Origin of the sequence: Microbispora sp. CL1-1 (genome assembly GCF_012034195.1) — a bacterium.
Lineage (GTDB): Bacteria > Actinomycetota > Actinomycetes > Streptosporangiales > Streptosporangiaceae > Microbispora.
The window spans coordinates 1-18448 of the sequence record NZ_JAATEK010000071.1 but is presented as its reverse complement, the minus strand read 5'-3'; the positions used below and the strand labels follow the sequence as shown (position 1 = coordinate 18448).

The following is an 18448-nucleotide window of genomic DNA, read 5'->3' as shown; positions in this document are numbered from 1 at the left end:
CCCCACCCCCCGCGCCATCGCGGCGTACCTCGACCGGGAGCTGCCCGGCCTGGCGAGCGGCCCGGCCGGACCGGCCCGCCGTACGGACGCGGGGTCCGGCGGTGGTCTGGCCGCCCTGCACCGGCGGATGCACGAGACGGGCAAGCACGACGAGGCAGCACAACTGCTGGTGGCGGCGTCGCACGCGCGGAGCCACTTCGGTGCGCAGGACCGGGACCGGTACGCGCTGCCGCCGGTGAGGCTGGCGACGGGACCCGGCGGGGTCTCCGTGGTCTGCTTCCCCGCGCTCAGCGCGATCTCCGGGCCGCACGAGTACTCCCGGTTCGGCCAGGCCTTCCGCGACGACCGGAACGTGTACGTGGTGCCGTCCCCGGGATTCACCGACGGGGAGGACGACGCGCTGCCCGACTCGCTGGAGACGCTGATCCAGATGAACGTCGAGGGCCTGCGCGAATGCGTGGGCGACGAGCCGTTCGTCGTCGTGGGCCGCTCCATGGGCGGCTGTGTGGCGCACGCCGTCACGGTGGCCCTGGAGGAGCAGGGCCTGCGGCCGGCCGGGCTGGCGCTGATCGACAGCTACCCGATCGACGCCTCCGCCCAGGACGGCATGGGCTGGTGGCAGGGCGCGATGATCGGCGGCATGCTCGAACGCATCGACCGGTTCGACATGACGCTCCACGACACGAGGCTGACGACGATGGGCGTCTACAACCGGTTGTTCATCGGCTGGCAGCCGAAGCCGGTGGACGCCCCGATCCTGCTGCTGCGTGCCGTCGAGCCGCTGCGCGGTACCACGATCGAGGCGGACGACCCGGCCCGCTGGAAGGCGTACTGGCCGGTGCCGCACGATGCCGTCGACATCCCCGGCGATCATTTCACCACGCTGGAGGAGCACGCGGGCACGACCGCGGAGGCGATCCGCGCCTGGATCGGCACGCTCAGAATCGAGGAGCCCGCGGCGTGACACGGCCTGCGGCCGTCGTCACCGGTGCGGCGGCGGCCATCGGGCGGGCGGTCGCGGAGCTGTTCGCCGAGCGCGGCTACGGCGTGGTCGCGGTCGACCTCGCCGAGCCGCCGCCGGCCGACCTCGCGCGGACCCCCGGGATCGTGCCGCCGGCCGGGGATGTGGCGGAGGAGGCCGTCAACGAGGCGGCCGTCCGCCTCACGCTCGATCGCTTCGGGAGCCTCGGCACAGTGGTGCTCAACGCGGGCATCGGCGGCACGCCTCCGCTGGAGGCTCCCGGCGCGGTGGAGCGGTTCGACCGCATGGTCGCGGTCAACCTGCGCGGCCCGGTGCTCGGCGCCCGTGCCGCCGCGCCGGTGCTGCGCTCCCGGCGCGGCGGCGCGATCGTGCTGACCGCGTCGGTGTCGGGGCTGGCCGGCGACCCGGGCGTCTGGGCCTACAACGCGACGTAACGCGCCATATTCGTCATCGCTGAATCACCGATCGGCCCGCGGTCCACGCGAACAGGAGGCGGTCGTGTCCGGCTTGGACGCGTTCCCCGCCCGCGGGAAGGGAAGCGCCCGCGACCCACTTCCGGCTTCAGCCGATGAGCTGCTGCACGATGCCCAGCCGGTCGGGGAGCACCTCGTACTCGACGATCCGCCCGTCGCGGAACCGGATCGTGCTGATGCTCTGGCCGGTGAAGCGGCGTCCGCTCGGCGGGGCGCCGAACACCTCGCCGCGCTGGACCCCCTCGATGGTCCAGTAGACGACGACCCGGTCGCCCTCGGCGACGGTGTCCGTCACGGTCGCGGTCACGCCCTCGACCGCCGAGCGCAGCCAGGTGATGTGCTGGACGAATCCGGCACGCCCCAGGTCGCCCCCGGCGGGCCCGGCCGCGTCCGACGCGTCGTCGGCGACGATCTCGTCGAGGACATCGAGCCGGCCCTGCGAGACGACCTCCTCGTAGAAGCGTCTGGCCACCGCGCGGTTGATCTCCGTGGTGCTCGTCTCCGTCGTGCTCATGAGTGGTCTCCTTCTCTGTGCGAGGGTCACCGGCGTACGGCCGGCAGCGGGAGGATTCCGAGGCTCGCGTCGAGACCGCCGTCGACGACCAGCGTGGTCCCGGTGACGTACGACGCGGCGGGCGAGGTGAGGAACCAGACGGCCTCGGCCTGCTCGCGGGGCTCGGCGAACCGCTGAAGCGGCACTCGGCGCTCGATCTCGGCGGTGAGCACCGGGTCCTGGCGGACGCCCGCGTTGATCCGCGTCCAGGTGAGCCCGGGGGCGAGTGCGTTGACCCGGATGCCGTCGGGCGCGTGGTCGATGGCCGCGGCGCGGACGAGATTGATCACCGCGCCCTTCGAGGCGTTGTAGGCCCAGTTGCCGGGGTCGCCGCGCAGTCCGGCGACGGAGGCGGTGACGACGATCGCACCGCCTCCCGCCGCCCGCAGCGCGGGCGCGGCGGCCCAGATGCCCAGGATCGGACCCCGGAGGTTGACGGCGAGGATGCGGTCGGCGGCCTCCACCGCGCCGGGCGACTCCCAGGGCCGGGTGCCGCCGATGCCGGCGTTGAGCACGACCGCGTCGAGCCGGCCGAACTCCCGCTCCGCCAGCGCGACCGCGGCCACGTTGGTCTCCTCCAGGGACACGTCGCCGGCCAGCGTCACCACGCGGTCGAGCGTGGCGAGCTCCTTGAGCGCGTGCTCGTCGCGGTCCACGGCGAGCACGGCGACGCCGCGCTCGGCGTACAGCTCGGCGGTCGCCCGGCCGATGCCCGAGCCGGCGCCGGTCACGAGGACGACGCGCGGGCCGGGGATGGGTGAGGTCATGGCAGGCCCTCCAGATTCATAGCGGGTGCGGCTCGTTCCGTCGTCCACCCCACGTCGATCCTCGGGACGGCGGCGAGCAGCTCGGCGGTGTAGGCGGCACGCGGGGCGCGGAAGACGTCCGCGACGTCGCCGGTCTCGACCAGGGCGCCGTCCTTCATCACCGCCACCCGGTCGCAGACCTGGCGGACGACGCCCAGGTCGTGGGAGATGAACAGCAGCGCCACCCCGGCCTCGCGCCGCAGCCGGGCGAGCAGGGCCAGGATCTGCGCCTGGACGGTGACGTCGAGCGCCGAGACCGGTTCGTCGCAGACGATCACCTCGGGACGCGGGGCGAGCGCCCGCGCGAGCGCCACCCGCTGCCGCTGGCCGCCGCTCAACTGGGCGGGGCGCCGGTCCAGCAGGGCGTCGTCCAGCCCGACCTCGGCGAGCAGCCCGGCGACCCGGTCGCGCCGCAGGCGGCGCGACATCCTTCCCGGCACCGCCTCCCCGACGACCCGCTCGACCGTGAACCGCGGGTCGAACGAGCTGAGCGGGTCCTGGTCGACGAGCTGGATACGAGAGCGGCGGGCGCGCCGGTCGCGCTCCCGCGGCACGCTCCACGCCTCGCCGTCCAGCAGCACGGTTCCGGCGTCGGGGGCGATCTCGGCAAGCACGATCCGTGCGGTGGTGCTCTTGCCCGACCCCGACTCGCCGACCAGGCCCAGCGCCTCGCCCGCGCGCAGGTCGAATGAGACGTCGTCCACCGCCGTACGCCACGAGCCGCCCGGGGAGCGGTACCGCTTGGTCACCCCCCGCACCGAGACGACCGCGTGGTCCTTCACCCGGGGCGGCGCCGCCGCCGCACCTGAAGCGGGGACGGGCCGTTCCCGGTCCGCGTGGAAGCAGCGGACCTCCCGGCCCGGCCCGTACGGCACGGGCGGCGGCGGCTCGGCACGGCAGCGGTCGTCGGCCAGCGCGCAGCGCGGCGCGTACGGGCAGCCGCCGGCGGCGGGAGGGCCGGTGCGGACGAGGGGCAGCTCCCGCGCCGGACCGTCCACGGCGGGCACGGCGGCCAGCAGGTCGGCGGTGTAGGGATGGGCGGGGGCCCGCAGCAGCGCGTCCGCCGGTCCCCGTTCCACGACGAGCCCGGCGTAGATGACGGAGACCTGGTCGGCGAGCCGGGCCACGACCGCCAGGTCGTGGCTGATGAGCAGCACCGCCGTGCCCGCCCGCACGCGTGCCCTGAGCAGGTCGAGCACCTGCGCCTGCACGGTGACGTCGAGGGCCGTGGTGGGCTCGTCCGCGACCAGCAGCGACGGCCGGGCGGCGATCGCGGAGGCGATCAGCGCCCGTTGCCGCAGGCCGCCGGACAGCTCGTGCGGATACTGCAGGAACCGCACGTCGGGATCGGGCACGCCCGCCTCCGCGAGCAGCCCGATCACCTGGTCGTCGAGGTCGTCGCGGTCCGCCAGGCCGTGCACCTCCAGTGCCTCCGCCACCTCGTGCCCGACCCGGCGAAGCGGGTCGAGCGAGGTCAGCGCGTCCTGCAGGACGTAGCCGATGCGACGCCCGCGCAGCCGCCGCCACTCGCGGCCGCTCAGCCGGCGCAAGTCGCGCCCCTCGAAGGACAGCGTCCGCGCCCGCACCCGCGCGCCCGTGCCGGCGAGACCGAGCAGCGCCCGGGCGGTGACGCTCTTGCCCGAGCCCGACTCGCCCACGACCGCGAGGCACTCCCCCGCACGCAGGGACAGGTCGACGTCTCGTACGGCCCGGACCACGCCGCGCCGGGTGGCGAAGTCCACCGACAGCCCGGCGACCTCCAGCAGGGGTGCCTCGGTCATCCGGCCTCCCGCCCTTCGTAACGGGCCTGCAGGGCCCGCCCCACGACGGTGGCGGACATGACGGTCAGCGTGATGGCGGCCCCCGGGAACAGGGCCAGGGTCCAGCTCGCGTCGAGGTAGTCGCGTGCCTGCGCGAGCATCGCCCCCCACTCGGGGGCGGGCGGCTGCGGACCTAGCCCGAGGAAGCTCAGCGAGGCACCGGCGATGAGCGCGGTGCCCACGTTGATCGTGGCCAGGATCAGCAGCGGCGCGACGACGTTGGGCGCGATGTGCCGCAGCAGGATCCTCCCCGGCGTCAGCCCCAGGTTGACCGCGGCCCGCACGTACGCCGAGCCGCGGACCACGAGCGCCTGCGCGCGGACGACTCGGGCGAAGCCCGGCGCGAGCGCCACCGTGATGGCCAGGACGGCGTTGCGTGTGCCCGGCCCGAGGACGGCCACGACGAGCAGGGCCATCAGGATGGCCGGGAACGACAGCAGCACGTCGGCCAGCCGCATGGCCGCCTCGCCCACGAGGCGGCCGCCCAGCGCCGCCAGCAGGCCCCAGGCGGAGCCGGCGAGCCCGGCCAGCAGCGTCGAGCCGACGCCGACCAGCAGCGACGGCCGGGCACCGAAGACCAGCCGGGCCAGCACGTCGCGGCCGAGCTGGTCGGTGCCGAGCGGGTGGCCCGGCATCGGGTCGCGCAGCGCGAGGGCCGGGTTCACCTGGTCAGGGCCGTGGGCGAACAGGCCGGGGGCGAGAGCGGCGAGGCAGACGAGCGCGAAGAACGCGGCGGCCAGCGCCACGCCGGCCTGCGCGGCCCCCACCCGCAGGCGCGGGAGCGCCGCCGGGCCGTACGAGGCCGGGGCGGTCATGCGGCGGCCTCCCGGACGCGGGGGTCGACCAGCCCGTAGAGCAGGTCGAGCCCGATGTTGATCAGCGAGAACGTGAGCGCGGAGAGCACGACCACGCCGGTCACGACGGGAAAGTCCCGGCCGCGCACCGCCGCCACCACGACGTGGCCGAGGCCCTGGCGGGCGAAGACGGTCTCCACGACGACGGTCCCGGCGAGGAGCTCGCCGAGCACCCAGCCGGAGAGCGTGAGCACCGGCAGCGCGGCGTGCCGCAGCGCGTGGCGCGCGCGGATGCGGTTCTCGGTGGCGCCCCTCGACCTGGCGGTCAGGGCGAACGGCTGGTCGAGAGCGCGTTCGAGCCCCTCCCTGGTCACCTGGGCCAGCACGCCGGCGATGGGCAGCGCGAGCGCCGCGCACGGAAGCACCAGCGCGGCCGCTCCCTCGTCGCCGAGCACGGGGAACCAGCGCAGGCGGAAGGAGAAGGCGGCCAGCAGCAGGATGCCGATCCAGAAGTTCGGCGTCGAGATCGAGCAGAACTCCAGGACCCGGGAGATCGCCCGTGCGCGCGGCCTGCCGGCCGTGAGCAGGGCCAGCGCGACCGCGAGGCAGAAGCCGAGGACCGCCGCCCCCGTCGCGAGCGACAGGGTGGAGCCGAGCTGCTCGCCGATCACGCTGCTCACCGGCCGGCCGAGCTGGTAGGAGCCGCCGAGGTCGGCACGCAGGAGGCGGCCGAGGAACAGGACGTACTGCACGCCGACCGGCTCGCGCAGGCCGTACTGGTCGCGGATGGCGTCGAGCACCTCGGGAGTGGCGTTGGCCTGGACCCCGCCCGCGATGATCCGGGCGGGGTCGCCCGGCACCAGCCGCATGCCGGCGAAGGCCAGCGTCGCCGCGCCCCACAGCACGAACAGGGTCAGCGCCAGCCTGCGGGCCAGCCGGATGGCCAGCGGAGCCACCGGGATCAGTCCCCCAGCCAGGCGCTGTGGAAGACCGGGTAGGTCTGGGCGTCGAAGGCGACGCCGCGCACCTTCGCCGAGAAGGCGGTGAGCTGCACGGGAGTGTAGAGCGGCAGCACGTACGCCTGCCGGAGCACCTCGCGCTGCACGGCGGCGTAATCCTTGTCCGCCGTGGCCGGGTCGGATGTCTCCGCCGCCTCCTCCACCCACCTGTCGATCTGCGGCGAGTCCACCAGCGCGACGTTGCCGCCGGCCTTGGCGTAGGTGTTGCCCGAGGCGAACGCGAAGCGCAGCACGTCGGGCGTGGGCCGGGCGAAGCTGACGTCCACCAGGTCGTAGCCGCCCCCGATGAGGTACTTGGCGACGAAGGCCCCGGTGTCCACGGCCGGCCGTTCGATCTTGATGCCGACCTGCTTGGCCTGCGCCTGGATGCCCTCGGCGAGAACGTCGCGCTGCTCCTTGTTGCCCTCCGCCCAGTAGGGCCAGACGAGGGTGAGGGTCTTGCCGTCCTTGACGCGGTAGCCGTCGGCGTCCGTCTTCGTCCAGCCCGCCTCGTCGAGCAGCCGCCTCGCCGCGTCCGGGTCGTACGACGCCAGTTCGCTCTCGGCCGTCGGGTCGTACGACGCGGTGGTGCGGCTGAGCGGATTGCGCGCGACCGGGAAATGCCCGAAATAAATGTTGCGCACGAGTTCCTCGACGTTCACGGCGGCCGAAAGGGCGCGCCGCACCCGCACGTCCCGCAGCGGCCCGCGGGTCTGGTTCAGATAGAGGTTGTAATTCAGGCCCGGCGTCTCCTGGGAATTCAGCGCGAACCCGGGGAGGGACCGCAGCTTTCCCGCGTTCACCGGAGGGACGCCGGCGATCGCCTGCACCTGCCCGCTCGTGAGGGCGCCCCACCGGGTGGCGTCCTCGGGGACGAACTCGAACACCAGGGTGTCGAGGTAGGCCGCGCCCTCATGGGACGCGCCGGCGGGCGGCGAGGCATAACCGGCGTTCTTGCGCAGCGTGACGCGCTTGTCCTTCTCCCAGGAGACGTAGGAGAACGGTCCGGTGCCGACCGGCCGGTAGTCCGCGACGGGCTTCGCGAGCGCCGCCGGACTCTGGATGCCCAGGTACGGCACCGACAGCGCCTGTAGGAACGGGGTGAACGGCCGCTTCAGCGTCACCTCGACGACATGGTCGCTCACCACCCGCGACTTCTCGTACGGCGCGATCAGCGAGGCGGCGTAGGCCGACTTGGTCGCCGGGTCCACGACGTGGTCGAGGCTCGCCTTCACGGCCTCGGCGGTGAACGGCGTGCCGTCGTGGAAGGTGACGCCCTCCCTGAGCGTGAACGTGTAGGTCTTCCCGTCGCCGGACACGGTCCACTTGGTGGCGAGCCAGGGCGCGAAGGTGTCCGGACCGGTCTGCGCGACCAGCGAGTCGAAGATGTTGCGGTCGATCAGGCCGGTCACCGCGGTGGCCGCGACGGCCGGGTCGAGCGACACCTGCGTGCCGGCCAGGGCGTAGGTGAGGGTGCCGCCTGCCACCGGGCCTCCGCCCGCGGCCCGGACGGCCGGCCGCTCGTCCCCGCCGCCTGCCGAGACGACCAGGACGACTGCGGCGACGGCGATCACCGCCAGGACCGCCCCCAGGACGGCCGGGCGTCTGGAGCGCAGGCTGCGCCTCTTCCTGACCGGCCCGTCGTCGACGCGGGTGGCGGTGTCGTCGCTCAGTGACATGGCGGAACCTTCTCTGTCGCGCAATGGGGCACAAGGGGACACCACGGGGATACGGGCGTGCGGAAGCGCCGGAGACGGGGTGGTGCGGCGGGACCGCACCACCCCGCCGCACTCGCCCTCCGCGCCGGCCTCTGCACCGGCCCTTCGTACAGGCCCTCCGCATTGGCCGGCCCGAACCCCGGAGACCCGGAAAACGACCGCCAGCGAAATCGAATTTTCGAGCGGCGGCTAGATCACACCATATCCGAGCGGGCCGGTCAATATGAAAGCATCATTATCGCGACCGATTGTAAACGCCGATCGATATCAATTCGAATTTCCAATGGAAACCTGTTCGGAACGCGATCCGGACAAACGCGTGACGGACGAGAAGAACGCTTCGAGGGCCTCGCCCGCCCGCTCCCCGATCGCCGGGTCCAGCCCCTGCCGGCTCACCAGGCGCAGCCCGATGGCCTCCTGCCGAGGAAGCGGCGCGATCTCCTCCAGGCCGTCCGGAACGCCGTACGCGGTGGGCAGCAGGGCGAGGCCGAGGCGCGCGCGGGCCGCCGCCAGCACCCCTTCGAGGTTGGTGGCCTCCGTCGTGATGCGTACGGACCAGCCGAGACGCTCCAGCACGCGTACGGCCTGCGCGCGGAGCGAGCACGGCTCCTGGAAGGCGACCAGCGGCACCGGGCGGTCCGGCTGCGGGAGGAACCAGCCCGGGGCGCCGAGCCAGCGCAGCGGCAGCGTGGCGACCTGCCTGCCTCCGGCATTCGGCACCACACCGAGGATCAGCGCCATGTCGAGCGTGCCGCGCATGGTGGCCTCCGCCAGCGTGGTGCTGCGGTCCAGCCTGAACACGACGTCCTGCGCCGGGAGCGCGGCCATCAGGGCGCCCAGGAGGTCGGGCAGCGCCCCGCATCCCGCGTGCTCGACCGCGCCCACGCTCAGGGCGGCCCGGCGCTCGGCGCCGAGGCGGCCCATCGCCTCGTCGTGCACGGCGAGCAGCCGCCGCGCCTCAACCAGCAGCGCCTCGCCCGCGAGCGTGAAGCGGGTCGACCGGCCGGTCCGCTCGACCAGAGGCTGCCCGATGACGCGTTCCAGCGACCGGACATGCTGGCTTACCGTCGGCTGACTGGTCCGCAGGGCGGATGCGGCCCGCCCGAAGCCGCCGCACTCGGCGATGGCCACGAAAGTTCGCAGTTGCACGAGATCGAGCAATGCTCCCATGGCCGCATCATAGCCTAAAACCCACTTTACCTACATAGAATTAGGGCTGTGAACCTCCGGTCCACCAGCGGACGGCCGCGGCCGCGATCTCCGGCGGCACCTGGTGCCCGCCGCGGAACTCCTCGTACGTCACCTCGTAGCCGCTCTCCCGCAGCTCGGGGACGAGCCGCCTGCTGCATTCGCCGATCGGCAGCACGCGGTCGGAGACGCCGTGCGAGACGAAGATCCGGGGACGGCCGTGCCGGATCATCGGCACCATGAACCCCGGGGAGAACGCGAGCACGGCCCCGAACAGGTCGCCGTTGGCCGGCCCCAGCGACAGGGCGTAGGAGGCGCCGTCGGAGAAACCGGCCACGGCCACCTTGCCGACCGCGACCGGCGCACGGGCGAACGCCTCCTCCAGCGCGGCGTCGATCCTGGAGACGTCCGCGCCGTATCCGCCGACGATGACGTCCCAGGTGGCGGAGACGGCCTGCGGCGCGAGCAGCAGCACGCCGAGCTCCGACGCGTGGGGAAGCAGCCACTCCAGCGCCTCCTCCGCCGTGCCGCCCGCGCCGTGCAGCACGACGGCGAGCGGGGACGGCCCGGCCGCCGGGGAGGGCGGCACGGCGAACAGGGCGCGCCCGTCCAGGCGGTGCACCCCCGGCTCCAGAGGGGAGGCCGTCCGTGCGACGGCCACCGGGCGGGCGGACAACCGGCCGTGCCGCACGCCCTCCTCGGGCCCCGGATGGGGCCGGCTGCGCTCCGGCGTGCCCATCGGCCATCACCCCCCGCCCAGGATTTACCCCTCCTGCCCGCGGGTCACCGCGTCACGGCCCGGCTTCGGCCGCGCGATCACGGCTCCGGCTTCAGCCGCGCGTGGCGGCGATCACCTCGGCGACCAGCGCGGGCGAGGTGACCCGGCGGACGTACTCGGGCTGGCGCAGCTCACCGCCCATGAAGGGGTACGGGTTGCGGTGGACGGCCGGGCTGGGCTCGTCCACCAGGGCGGCGAAGTGGACCTCCCCGGCCCCGGTCGCCTCGACCACCCGGCTCACGTTGCGCGGGGTGATGCCGCCTCCCGGCATGACGACCAGCCGGTCGCCCGCCCGCCGCACCAGCTCGGCGATCAGCGGTGCGCCCTCCAGGGCCGAGCTGTCCTGGCCGGAGGTGAGCACCCGGTCGATCCCCAGGCCGGCGAGGGTCTCCAGCGCGGCGAACGGGTCGGCCGTCATGTCGAAGGCCCGGTGGAAGGTGACCGAGAGCCCGCCTGCGGCGTCGATCAGCCGCTTGGCCACCTCGACGTCCACCTCCCCCTCCGGGGTTAGCACGCCGATCACCACGCCCTGCGCCCCGGCGTCGCGCACCGCCGCCACGTCGCGGACCATGGCCGCGACCTCGTACTCGTCGTAGACGAAGTCGCCGCCGCGCGGGCGGATGATCACGTGGACCCGGATCGCCGAGACGGCCGCGAGCGTGGCCTCGACCGTGCCCAGGGTGGGCGTCAGGCCGCCCTCGAACAGCGCGGCGCACAGCTCCACGCGGTGCGCGCCCGCACGCTCGGCGGCCAGCGCCCCGGCCGTGCTGTCGATGCAGATCTCGTACGTCAGGCTCATCTCTCCCCCATCACGAAAGCCGCCGCGCGGAAAGCGGCCGCTCAGAAAACAGCACTGATCTCGCCGACGGGGACTCCCCCGCCCAGCACCGGGACGGTCGTGAACTCGGCCGCCGCCGAGACGTCGGCGCCCGCGGCCCGCAGCGCGGCGAGCGCGATCGCGGTCGTCGCCCGGGGGCCGCCGTCGATCGCCTTGACGGCCGCCGCGTGCCCGGAGGCGAGCGCCACGACCAGCACCCCCTCGGCGCCGCCCTTCACCACGGCGCCGGGCAGCGCCCGCATCAGGCGGGTGTTCAGGTGGCCGGTCCCGCCGACGTACTCCGGGTGGGCCCGCATGGCGTCGGCGACCGCGCGCGGCGGCGTGCCCTGCGGGGACACGGCCATGGCGCGTACGGCGCGGGCCAGGCCGGTCAGGGAGATCCCGAACAGCGGGGCGCCGCAGCCGTCGACGGCGACGTGGGCGGCCTTCTCCCCCGACAGCTCCTCCACGACCGACCTGACCCGTTCCTGCACGGGGTGGCCGGGGTCGAGGTAGCCGTCGGCAGGCGCGCCCGCGGCCACGGCGGCGGCGAGCATCGCGGCGTGCTTGCCGGAGCAGTTCATCCGCTCCCGCGACGGTCCGAGACCGGCCCGGATCAGGGCCTGCCGGGTGTCCTCGTCCTCCGGCCAGTCGGGCGGGCAGCGCAGGTCGTCGAAGCCGAGCCCGGCCTCGGCGAGCATCTCTGCAACGAGCCGCACGTGGAAGTCCTCCCCCGTGTGGCTGCCGGCGGCGATGGCGAGCGCGGGGCCCTGCAGGTGGGCCCCGGCGAGCAGGCAGGCGAGAGCCTGGAACGGCTTGGCCGACGAGCGCGGCAGCACCGGCGCGTCCACCGAGCCGCGCGCCACGGCGACCTCGCCGCCCGCCGACAGCGCGACCACGCTGCCGAAGTGGACGCTCTCCACGAAACCGGACCGCACGACCTCCGCGAGCGGGGCGTATTCAGCGAGGGACACGAGTGATCTTCCTCCTGCGCGGGCCGCCCCCGCCCGCCACGGAGCGGTCGAGGGAGCGGGCGAGCGCGGACAGCGACGCGTTGACCACGAGGTAGACCAGCGCGACGACGATGTACGTCTGGATGAGCAGGCCGTTGTAGTTGGCCAGGACCTTGCCGCTGTAGAGCAGCTCGGCGTAGCTGACGACGAACCCGAGCGAGGTGTCCTTCAGCAGGCCGACCGACTGGCTGACCAGCGAGGGCAGCACCCGGCGGGCCGCCTGCGGCAGCACGACCAGGCGCATCGACTGCCCCTGGGTGAGCCCGAGGGCGAGGGCGGCCTCGCCCTGTCCCCGTTCCACGGACATGATCCCGGCCCGGAAGACCTCGGCGAACAGCGCCGCGTTCGACACGGAGAGCGGCACCACGAGCTTCCAGAACAGCGGCAGGTCGAGGCCATATCTCGGCAGCGCGAACAGCACGAGGTAGACCAGCAGCAGGGCCGGGATGGTCCGCACGGCCTCGACGTACGCGGCGGACGGCAGGCGGATCGCCCGGCGCCGCGACAGCCGTCCGAGCGCGAGGGCGATCCCGGCCGCCATCGAGAGCGCGGCGGCCACGACGGCGGCCAGCGCGGTGGACCACAGCCCGCCGAGCAGGTAGCGCCACATCGGCCAGGTCGCGTACGGCTGCCAGCGCTCGGCGGCGAGCTGCCCGTTGGCGGCGAACTGGCGCAGGGCCAGGGCCAGCAGGGCGAGCAGCACCAGCACGCCCGCGATGGTGGCGAGGCGGATGCGACGGCGGGCGCGCGGGCCCGGCTCGTCGAACAGCAGGTTGCTCATCGCGCCACCGCCAGCCGCCGTTCGAGCCGCCCGGTCACGAACCCGGCGCAGGCGGCGATCGCGGCGTACGCCAGGCCCGCCCCCACGAAGATCGGGATGGGCTGCGCCTCCAGCAGGTTCACCCGGTTGGCGGCGGCGGTCAGCTCGACCACGCCCACGGCCGCCGCGAGCGAGGTGTTCATCGTGAGCGCGATGAAGATGTTGCCGATCGGCTGCACGACGGTCCGCAGCGCCTGGGGCAGCACGACGTGGCGCAGCGACTGGCCGAACGTCAGCCCCAGGGCGCGGGCCGCCTCGCCCTGACCGGCGGAGATCGCGTTGACGCCCGAACGGAGGGCCTCGGCGATGTAGGCGCCCTCGTACAGCGCGATCACCACGATGGCCGTGGTGGTCAGGCCGGCCTTGAGCCCGATCTCGGGCAGGCCGAAGACCGCGAGCACGAGCAGCACGAGCAGCGGGAGGTTCTGCAGGGTCTCGACGTAGACCGTCGCGACCGCGCGCAGCACCGGGACCGGCCCGACCCGCATCGCCACGATCACGAGCCCCACGACCGCGGCGCCCACGAAGGACGCCGCGGTCATCTGGAGGGTCACGACCAGCCCCTGCCAGAACTCGGGCAGGTGATCAAGCAGTGCCGACATCAGGAACCCGGCACCGAGCCGATCTCGGGCGGCGTGGGGGCCTCACCCTGCACGACCGTGCCGAGGGAGTTCTTCCAGATGTCCTGCCAGACGCCGTCGGCCTGGATCTTCTTCAGCCAGTCGTTGACGAACGACTTGAACTGGTCGTCGCCGTGCTTGAGCCCGATGCCGTACGGGTCCTGGGTGAACGGCTTGGTGACGATCTCCAGCTCGGGGTCCTTCTTGGCGTCGGCGACGAGCAGCGTCTCGTCCTGCACGTAGGCCACGCCGCGGTCCTGCTTGAGCGCCTGGACGCACTCGGGGTCGCCGCCGAAGGTGATGATCTTCGCCTGCGGAGCGAGCTTCTTGATCTCGGGGATCGCGGGGGTGTTGGCCCCGGCGATGACGGTCTTGCCGTTCAGGTCCTGCGGCGAGGAGATCCCCGTCGTGCCCTTCTTGACCGCGATGGACAGGCCCGAGGAGTAGTAGGGCCCGGCGAAGGCGACCTGCTCGGCCCGCTCCGGCGTGATCGTGTAGGTCTGGAAGACCACGTCGACGGTGCCGTTGCTCAGCAGCGCCTCGCGGGTCTCGGACGCCGAGTTGACGATCTTGACCTTCGGCTGCCCGATGATGTACTTGGCCAGCGCCTTGCCGAGGTCGGCGTCGAAGCCCTCCACCTCGCCGGTGGCCGGGTTCTGCTGGGACAGCAGCGGCGCGTCGAGCGAGCCGCCGACGATGAGCTCGCCGCGCTGCTTGATCTTCTCCATCGTCGAGCCGGGCAGGATGTCCGCGGCGGCGGCCACCGGAGCCTTGGCGATCACGCCGCTCCCGCCGCCCTCACTCGGGGCCGCGCCCGGCACGGCGGAGCTCGCCGAGTCCGTCCCGGCACAGGCCGTCAGGCCGGCCATCGCCACGGCGGCGACAGCGGCCACCCGCTTAATGGACACCATCGGGGTCCACCATCCTTTGCGATCAGTGCGTGAGTACCTTGGCCAGGAAGTCCCTGGCCCGATCGGTCCGAGGGGAGTCGAAGAAGGCGTTCGGCTCCCCCGTCTCGACGATCCGGCCGCCGTCCATGAAGACCACGCGGTCGGCCGCGCGGCGCGCGAAGCCCATCTCGTGGGTGACGACGACCATGGTCATGCCGTCGGCGGCCAGGCCCGTCATCACGTCGAGGACCTCGCCGACCATCTCCGGGTCGAGCGCCGAGGTGGGCTCGTCGAAGAGCATGACCTTCGGCCGCATGGCCAGCGCGCGGGCGATGGCCGCGCGCTGCTGCTGACCGCCCGACAGCCGGGCGGGCTGCTTGCCCGCCTGCTCGGCGATGCCCACCCTGGCCAGCAGCTCGTGGGCGGTCCGCTCGGCCTCGGCGCGGCTCACGCCGCGCACCTTCATCGGCGCGAGCATCACGTTCTCCAGCACGGTCTTGTGCTGGAAGAGGTTGAAGTTCTGGAAGACCATCCCCACGTCGGCCCGCAGCCGGGCCAGCGCGCGGCCCTCGGCGGGCACGGGGACGCCGTCCACGAGGACCTCGCCCGAGTCGGCCGCCTCCAGCCGGTTGAGGCACCGGCACAGCGTCGACTTGCCGGACCCGGAGGGCCCGATCACCACCACGACCTCGCCGCGCGCCACGTCGAGATCGACGTCGTGCAGCACGTGGTGGTCACCGAACCACTTGTTGAGGCCTCGTACCCGAATCATCGCCATCTTCCTTCGAAATCGAAGTTATGGCGGACCGTAATGGATGATTCTGGGCGAAGTCAACGCGTTGGCGGACAAAGTCACACCGTGGTATCTCTTACCCCTATGCCAGGCAAAGAGAGGTTGCCGGTGCGGGGGGCGCAGGGCGACCTCCTGCGCCTCGTCGCCGCCGGCCACGCCGAGTCGCGGGCGGAACTCGCCCGCCTGTCCGGCCTGGCGGCCTCCAGCGTCTCGTTGCGCGTCGAAGAGCTGATCGGCAGCGGGCTGCTGGTGGAGGAGGGCGCGGGCACCTCCCGCGGCGGCCGGCGCCCACGCCGGCTGCGGCTCAGCCCCAGCGCGGGACTGCTCGCGGTCGCCGACCTGGGCGCCCACCACGCGCGCCTCGGCCTCCTCGACCTCAGCGGCACCCCGCTGGTGGTCGAGGAGCGCCCCTGCGAGATCGCGGACGGCCCCGAGGCGACCATCGACTGGATGGCCGCCGCGTTCGAGGACCTGCTGGCCGCGCACGGCCCGCCCGGGGTCCCGCTGCGCGGGGTCGGCACGGGCATCCCCGGTCCCGTGGACCCGGCGACCGGCCGGGTCGTCGCACCCTCGCGCATGCCCGGCTGGAACAACTTCCCCGTCGCCGAGCGCCTCGGCGCGCACTTCGACCTGCCGGTGCTCGTGGAGAACGACGCCAACCTCATGGCGGCCGGCGAGGCCAGGGCGTGGCCGAAGTGCGAGACGCTGATGGTGCTCAAGGCCGGCAGCGGCATCGGCTGCGGCGTGATCGTGAACGGCACCCTCCATCGGGGGCGGGGCGCCGCCGGCGACATCAGCCACGTGCGGGTCAGGAGCGACTCGTCGGTCACCTGCTCCTGCGGGCACGACGACTGCCTTGAGGCCTACGCCAGCGGTGCGGCCCTCATGAGCGTGCTCAACGAGCAGGGCATCGAGGTGCGGCGGCCGTCCGACGTCGTCGCGCTGGTCGAGGACGGGGTGCCCGAGGCCACCGCCCTCGTCCGCAACGCCGGGCGGCTCATCGGCGAGGTGCTGACCGTGCTGGTCAACTTCATCAACCCCGACGCGATCGTGGTCGGCGGCAGCCTGTCGCCGGCCGAGCCGCTGATCGCGTCGATCCGCGCGGCCGTGTACGAGCGGTGCCTGCCGCTGGCCACCCGCGACCTGGAGATCTCCACCACGCGGTCGGGACCCGACGCCGCCCTGCTCGGCGCCGGATCCTTGCTGCTCGACGCCGTGCTCGCCTGACCACCGACCCCGAACGGACGGCCGTGACCCGATACTGCCTCTTCGACCTCGACGGCACGCTGACCGACCCCGAGACCGGCATCGTCGCCTCGCTGCGGCACGCCCTTTCCGCCGTCGGGGTCCCGGAGGCGGAGCACGAGCGGCTCCGCGCCATGATCGGCCCTCCCCTCCAGGAAGGCTTCCTCATGCTCGGCGTGCCGCCGGAGCGTGTCGACGACGCGGTGCGCGCCTACCGGGAGCGCTACACCGACGGGATGTACGAGAACGAGGTCATCGAGGGAATCCCCGCCGTGCTGGAGGCGCTCGTCGCCGGCGGCTGGACCCTGGCGGTGGCGACCTCGAAACCGGCCGTCTACGCCGAGAAGATCCTTGTGCACTTCGGGCTCGACGGCTTCTTCACGTACGTCGCCGGTGCGACGCTCGACGGGTCACGACGGCACAAGGCCGACGTCATCCGGCACGCGCTCGACGTCCTCGGCGCTCCACCCGAGGCCGCCGTCATGATCGGCGACCGCATGGAGGACGTCGCCGGCGCGGCCGCCTGCCGGGTGCGGAGCATCGCCGTCACCTGGGGTTTCGGCGACGCGGCCGAGTTCGTCGATCCCGGCCTCATCGCCGTTGTGGACACGCCCCGACGCATCCTCGACGTGCTCTCCCAAACGGCCATCCCTGAAATGGATACGCCCGGCGGGTCGTAAACGCACGAATACGCCTGCGTACGAGGCGAAATCGCCTTGACGTGATCGGGATGGACATGACTAGATCACTTTCGTGATCATCACTTTCCCTCCGAAACGTCCCAGTCGTTCCAGCACATCGGAATCAGGAATTTCTGGGCGCTCGTCGCCCCGCGAAGAGAGCGGCGGATTCCATAAGTCGTCAATCACCCGGCTGCTGGCCTGCCTCGCAACCGCTTTGGCGGTGACCGCCGGCCTTTTCGTCGTGCAGGCACCGGCCGCCTCGGCCGCCGGCATCACGACCGACCTGGGCATCACGAGCGGCGGTGACGTGGTCGCGGGCGGAGGAAAGGCCTTCATCGCCGGGGACGACCAACTCCTCGTCGTCAACGCCAACGGCACGCGCAACGCCGGCTTCAGCCTGCCCGGCATTCAGGGCCTTGCCATCACACCGGACGGCACACGGTTGTACGTGGCGCTACGCGATTTGAACGAGATTATGGAGCTCGACACCGCCACTCTCGACACCACCCGGGAGATCAGCCTGGCCGAATACCCATGCCCGACGAACTTGGCGTTGTCGGGCAGATGGCTCTGGGTGGGATACGGATGCGACCAATGGGATGGCGGTGTCGTCGGCATCGACATGGCGTCCGGACACCGATCACGGCTGATCCGGGTGGCAGCCACCTATGCCAGCCCCAAGGTCGCCGCCGCCGGAAATACTCTGGTGGTCGGCGATGCGCTCTCCCCGGCCACCCTGAGCGTGTACGACGTGAACGCGTTCCATACCACCCTGCGCGGCATCATCGACGGCCACGACTACCACGCGGGCTTCCTGGGAGACCTCGCCATCACACCGGACGGTTCGACCATCATCGCGGCATTCCTCAATTCGGCCGAATACTTCGCCTGGGACACGACCAGTCTGCAAGAGGTCCACGCCTACGGCCCGGATCCGTCCTCCGGCTACTACGCGCCGGTCATCGCGGTCAGCCCGGACGGAACTCGCGTCGCGGGCGGGCGCGGGACCAAGTCAGGTCTGGTCGTGACCGTGTACGACAGCGCGACGACGACCCCGGTCTACACCGGCACGCTCAGGGACCATGGCGCTTTTATGGACCTGCAGAGTCTCACGTTCTCGGGTGACGACCTCTTCGCCCTGTGGAAGGACCTGGCTACTCACCATCTGCACCTGTGGCGGCTGGAAACCGGCGCGCTCCCGGAGTCCACGCTGACCCTGACGGCTCCGTCCACCGGGACCGGGGCCGACGTCCTCACCCTGACCGGCCGGCTCACGATGCCCGACGGGTCGGCTCCGGGTGAGCAGCCGCTCGTGGTGACCCGCCACGTGAACGACAGCGCCGAAATCACCCGCGAAGTGACGACCGCGGAGGACGGCACGTTCACCTTCACAGACGGGCCGAGAAGCGCAGGGGTGATCAGATACGACGTGATCTGGAACGGCGGCCCGACCGTGC

General features: G+C 72.8%; 19 protein-coding genes. 5 read left to right on the top strand and 14 right to left on the bottom strand.

Features of this window, described 5'->3' with window-relative positions; genetic code table 11:
- A partial coding sequence (locus tag HCK04_RS38895; RefSeq protein ID WP_142652530.1) for an alpha/beta fold hydrolase occupies nucleotides 1-964 on the top strand: 964 nt, incomplete at its 5' end.
- Complete coding sequence (locus tag HCK04_RS38890; RefSeq protein ID WP_142652529.1) at nucleotides 961-1416, top strand: SDR family oxidoreductase; 456 nt, start codon at nucleotides 961-963, stop codon at nucleotides 1414-1416. The genes HCK04_RS38895 and HCK04_RS38890, both read left to right, overlap by 4 nt.
- A 127-nt stretch (nucleotides 1417-1543) precedes the next feature.
- On the opposite strand, the gene HCK04_RS38885 is transcribed toward HCK04_RS38890, so the two are convergent.
- The 14 genes from HCK04_RS38885 to HCK04_RS38820 form a co-directional block, all read right to left on the bottom strand.
- Nucleotides 1544-1969 (bottom strand): ester cyclase, encoded by a 426-nt coding sequence (locus HCK04_RS38885; RefSeq protein WP_142652528.1) that lies wholly within the window; start codon nucleotides 1967-1969, stop codon nucleotides 1544-1546.
- Nucleotides 1970-1995: 26 nt separating this feature from the next.
- A complete protein-coding gene (locus HCK04_RS38880; protein ID WP_142652527.1) occupies nucleotides 1996-2775 on the bottom strand; it encodes an SDR family oxidoreductase in 780 nt (259 codons plus the stop codon).
- Nucleotides 2772-4595: an ABC transporter ATP-binding protein gene (locus HCK04_RS38875; protein ID WP_142652526.1), complete on the bottom strand. Its 1824-nt coding sequence runs from the start codon at nucleotides 4593-4595 to the stop codon at nucleotides 2772-2774. Before HCK04_RS38875 ends, HCK04_RS38880 begins: the two co-directional genes overlap by 4 nt.
- Nucleotides 4592-5449 (bottom strand): ABC transporter permease, encoded by an 858-nt coding sequence (locus tag HCK04_RS38870; protein WP_142652525.1) that lies wholly within the window; start codon nucleotides 5447-5449, stop codon nucleotides 4592-4594. Before HCK04_RS38870 ends, HCK04_RS38875 begins: the two co-directional genes overlap by 4 nt.
- A complete protein-coding gene (locus HCK04_RS38865; RefSeq protein ID WP_260617559.1) occupies nucleotides 5446-6384 on the bottom strand; it encodes an ABC transporter permease in 939 nt (312 codons plus the stop codon). Before HCK04_RS38865 ends, HCK04_RS38870 begins: the two co-directional genes overlap by 4 nt.
- Before the next feature lie 5 nt (nucleotides 6385-6389).
- Nucleotides 6390-8105, bottom strand: coding sequence for an ABC transporter substrate-binding protein (locus HCK04_RS38860; protein ID WP_142652524.1), 1716 nt, complete (start codon nucleotides 8103-8105; stop codon nucleotides 6390-6392).
- Between the two features lie 306 nt (nucleotides 8106-8411).
- The gene (locus HCK04_RS38855; RefSeq protein WP_142652523.1) at nucleotides 8412-9314 is read right to left on the bottom strand and encodes a LysR family transcriptional regulator; all 903 of its coding nucleotides are present in this window, start codon (nucleotides 9312-9314) and stop codon (nucleotides 8412-8414) included.
- Between the two features lie 40 nt (nucleotides 9315-9354).
- Nucleotides 9355-10071, bottom strand: a complete 717-nt coding sequence (locus tag HCK04_RS38850; protein WP_142652522.1) for a phospholipase — start codon at nucleotides 10069-10071, stop codon at nucleotides 9355-9357.
- Nucleotides 10072-10162: 91 nt separating this feature from the next.
- The gene (locus tag HCK04_RS38845) at nucleotides 10163-10909 is read right to left on the bottom strand and encodes a copper homeostasis protein CutC (protein ID WP_142652521.1); all 747 of its coding nucleotides are present in this window, start codon (nucleotides 10907-10909) and stop codon (nucleotides 10163-10165) included.
- Nucleotides 10910-10950: 41 nt separating this feature from the next.
- Nucleotides 10951-11901: an asparaginase gene (locus tag HCK04_RS38840; RefSeq protein WP_142652520.1), complete on the bottom strand. Its 951-nt coding sequence runs from the start codon at nucleotides 11899-11901 to the stop codon at nucleotides 10951-10953.
- Nucleotides 11888-12721, bottom strand: a complete 834-nt coding sequence (locus tag HCK04_RS38835; protein ID WP_142652519.1) for an amino acid ABC transporter permease — start codon at nucleotides 12719-12721, stop codon at nucleotides 11888-11890. Before HCK04_RS38835 ends, HCK04_RS38840 begins: the two co-directional genes overlap by 14 nt.
- The gene (locus HCK04_RS38830; RefSeq protein ID WP_142652518.1) at nucleotides 12718-13362 is read right to left on the bottom strand and encodes an amino acid ABC transporter permease; all 645 of its coding nucleotides are present in this window, start codon (nucleotides 13360-13362) and stop codon (nucleotides 12718-12720) included. The genes HCK04_RS38835 and HCK04_RS38830 overlap by 4 nt, the downstream gene beginning before the upstream one ends.
- Nucleotides 13362-14291, bottom strand: a complete 930-nt coding sequence (locus HCK04_RS38825) for a glutamate ABC transporter substrate-binding protein (RefSeq protein WP_142652517.1) — start codon at nucleotides 14289-14291, stop codon at nucleotides 13362-13364. The genes HCK04_RS38830 and HCK04_RS38825 overlap by 1 nt, the downstream gene beginning before the upstream one ends.
- A gap of 22 nt (nucleotides 14292-14313) precedes the next feature.
- On the bottom strand, nucleotides 14314-15042 hold the full coding sequence (locus HCK04_RS38820; protein WP_142617678.1) for an amino acid ABC transporter ATP-binding protein: 729 nt from the start codon (nucleotides 15040-15042) through the stop codon (nucleotides 14314-14316).
- Between the two features lie 105 nt (nucleotides 15043-15147).
- On the opposite strand from HCK04_RS38820, the gene HCK04_RS38815 reads away from it, so the two are divergent.
- From HCK04_RS38815 to HCK04_RS38805, 3 genes are all read left to right on the top strand, one after another.
- Entirely contained in the window at nucleotides 15148-16290 is a 1143-nt protein-coding gene (locus tag HCK04_RS38815) for an ROK family protein (RefSeq protein WP_205831247.1), read from the top strand.
- Between the two features lie 23 nt (nucleotides 16291-16313).
- Nucleotides 16314-16988 (top strand): HAD hydrolase-like protein, encoded by a 675-nt coding sequence (locus HCK04_RS38810; protein WP_168066617.1) that lies wholly within the window; start codon nucleotides 16314-16316, stop codon nucleotides 16986-16988.
- 73 nt (nucleotides 16989-17061) lie between these two features.
- A partial coding sequence (locus HCK04_RS38805) for a hypothetical protein (protein ID WP_142652515.1) occupies nucleotides 17062-18448 on the top strand: 1387 nt, incomplete at its 3' end.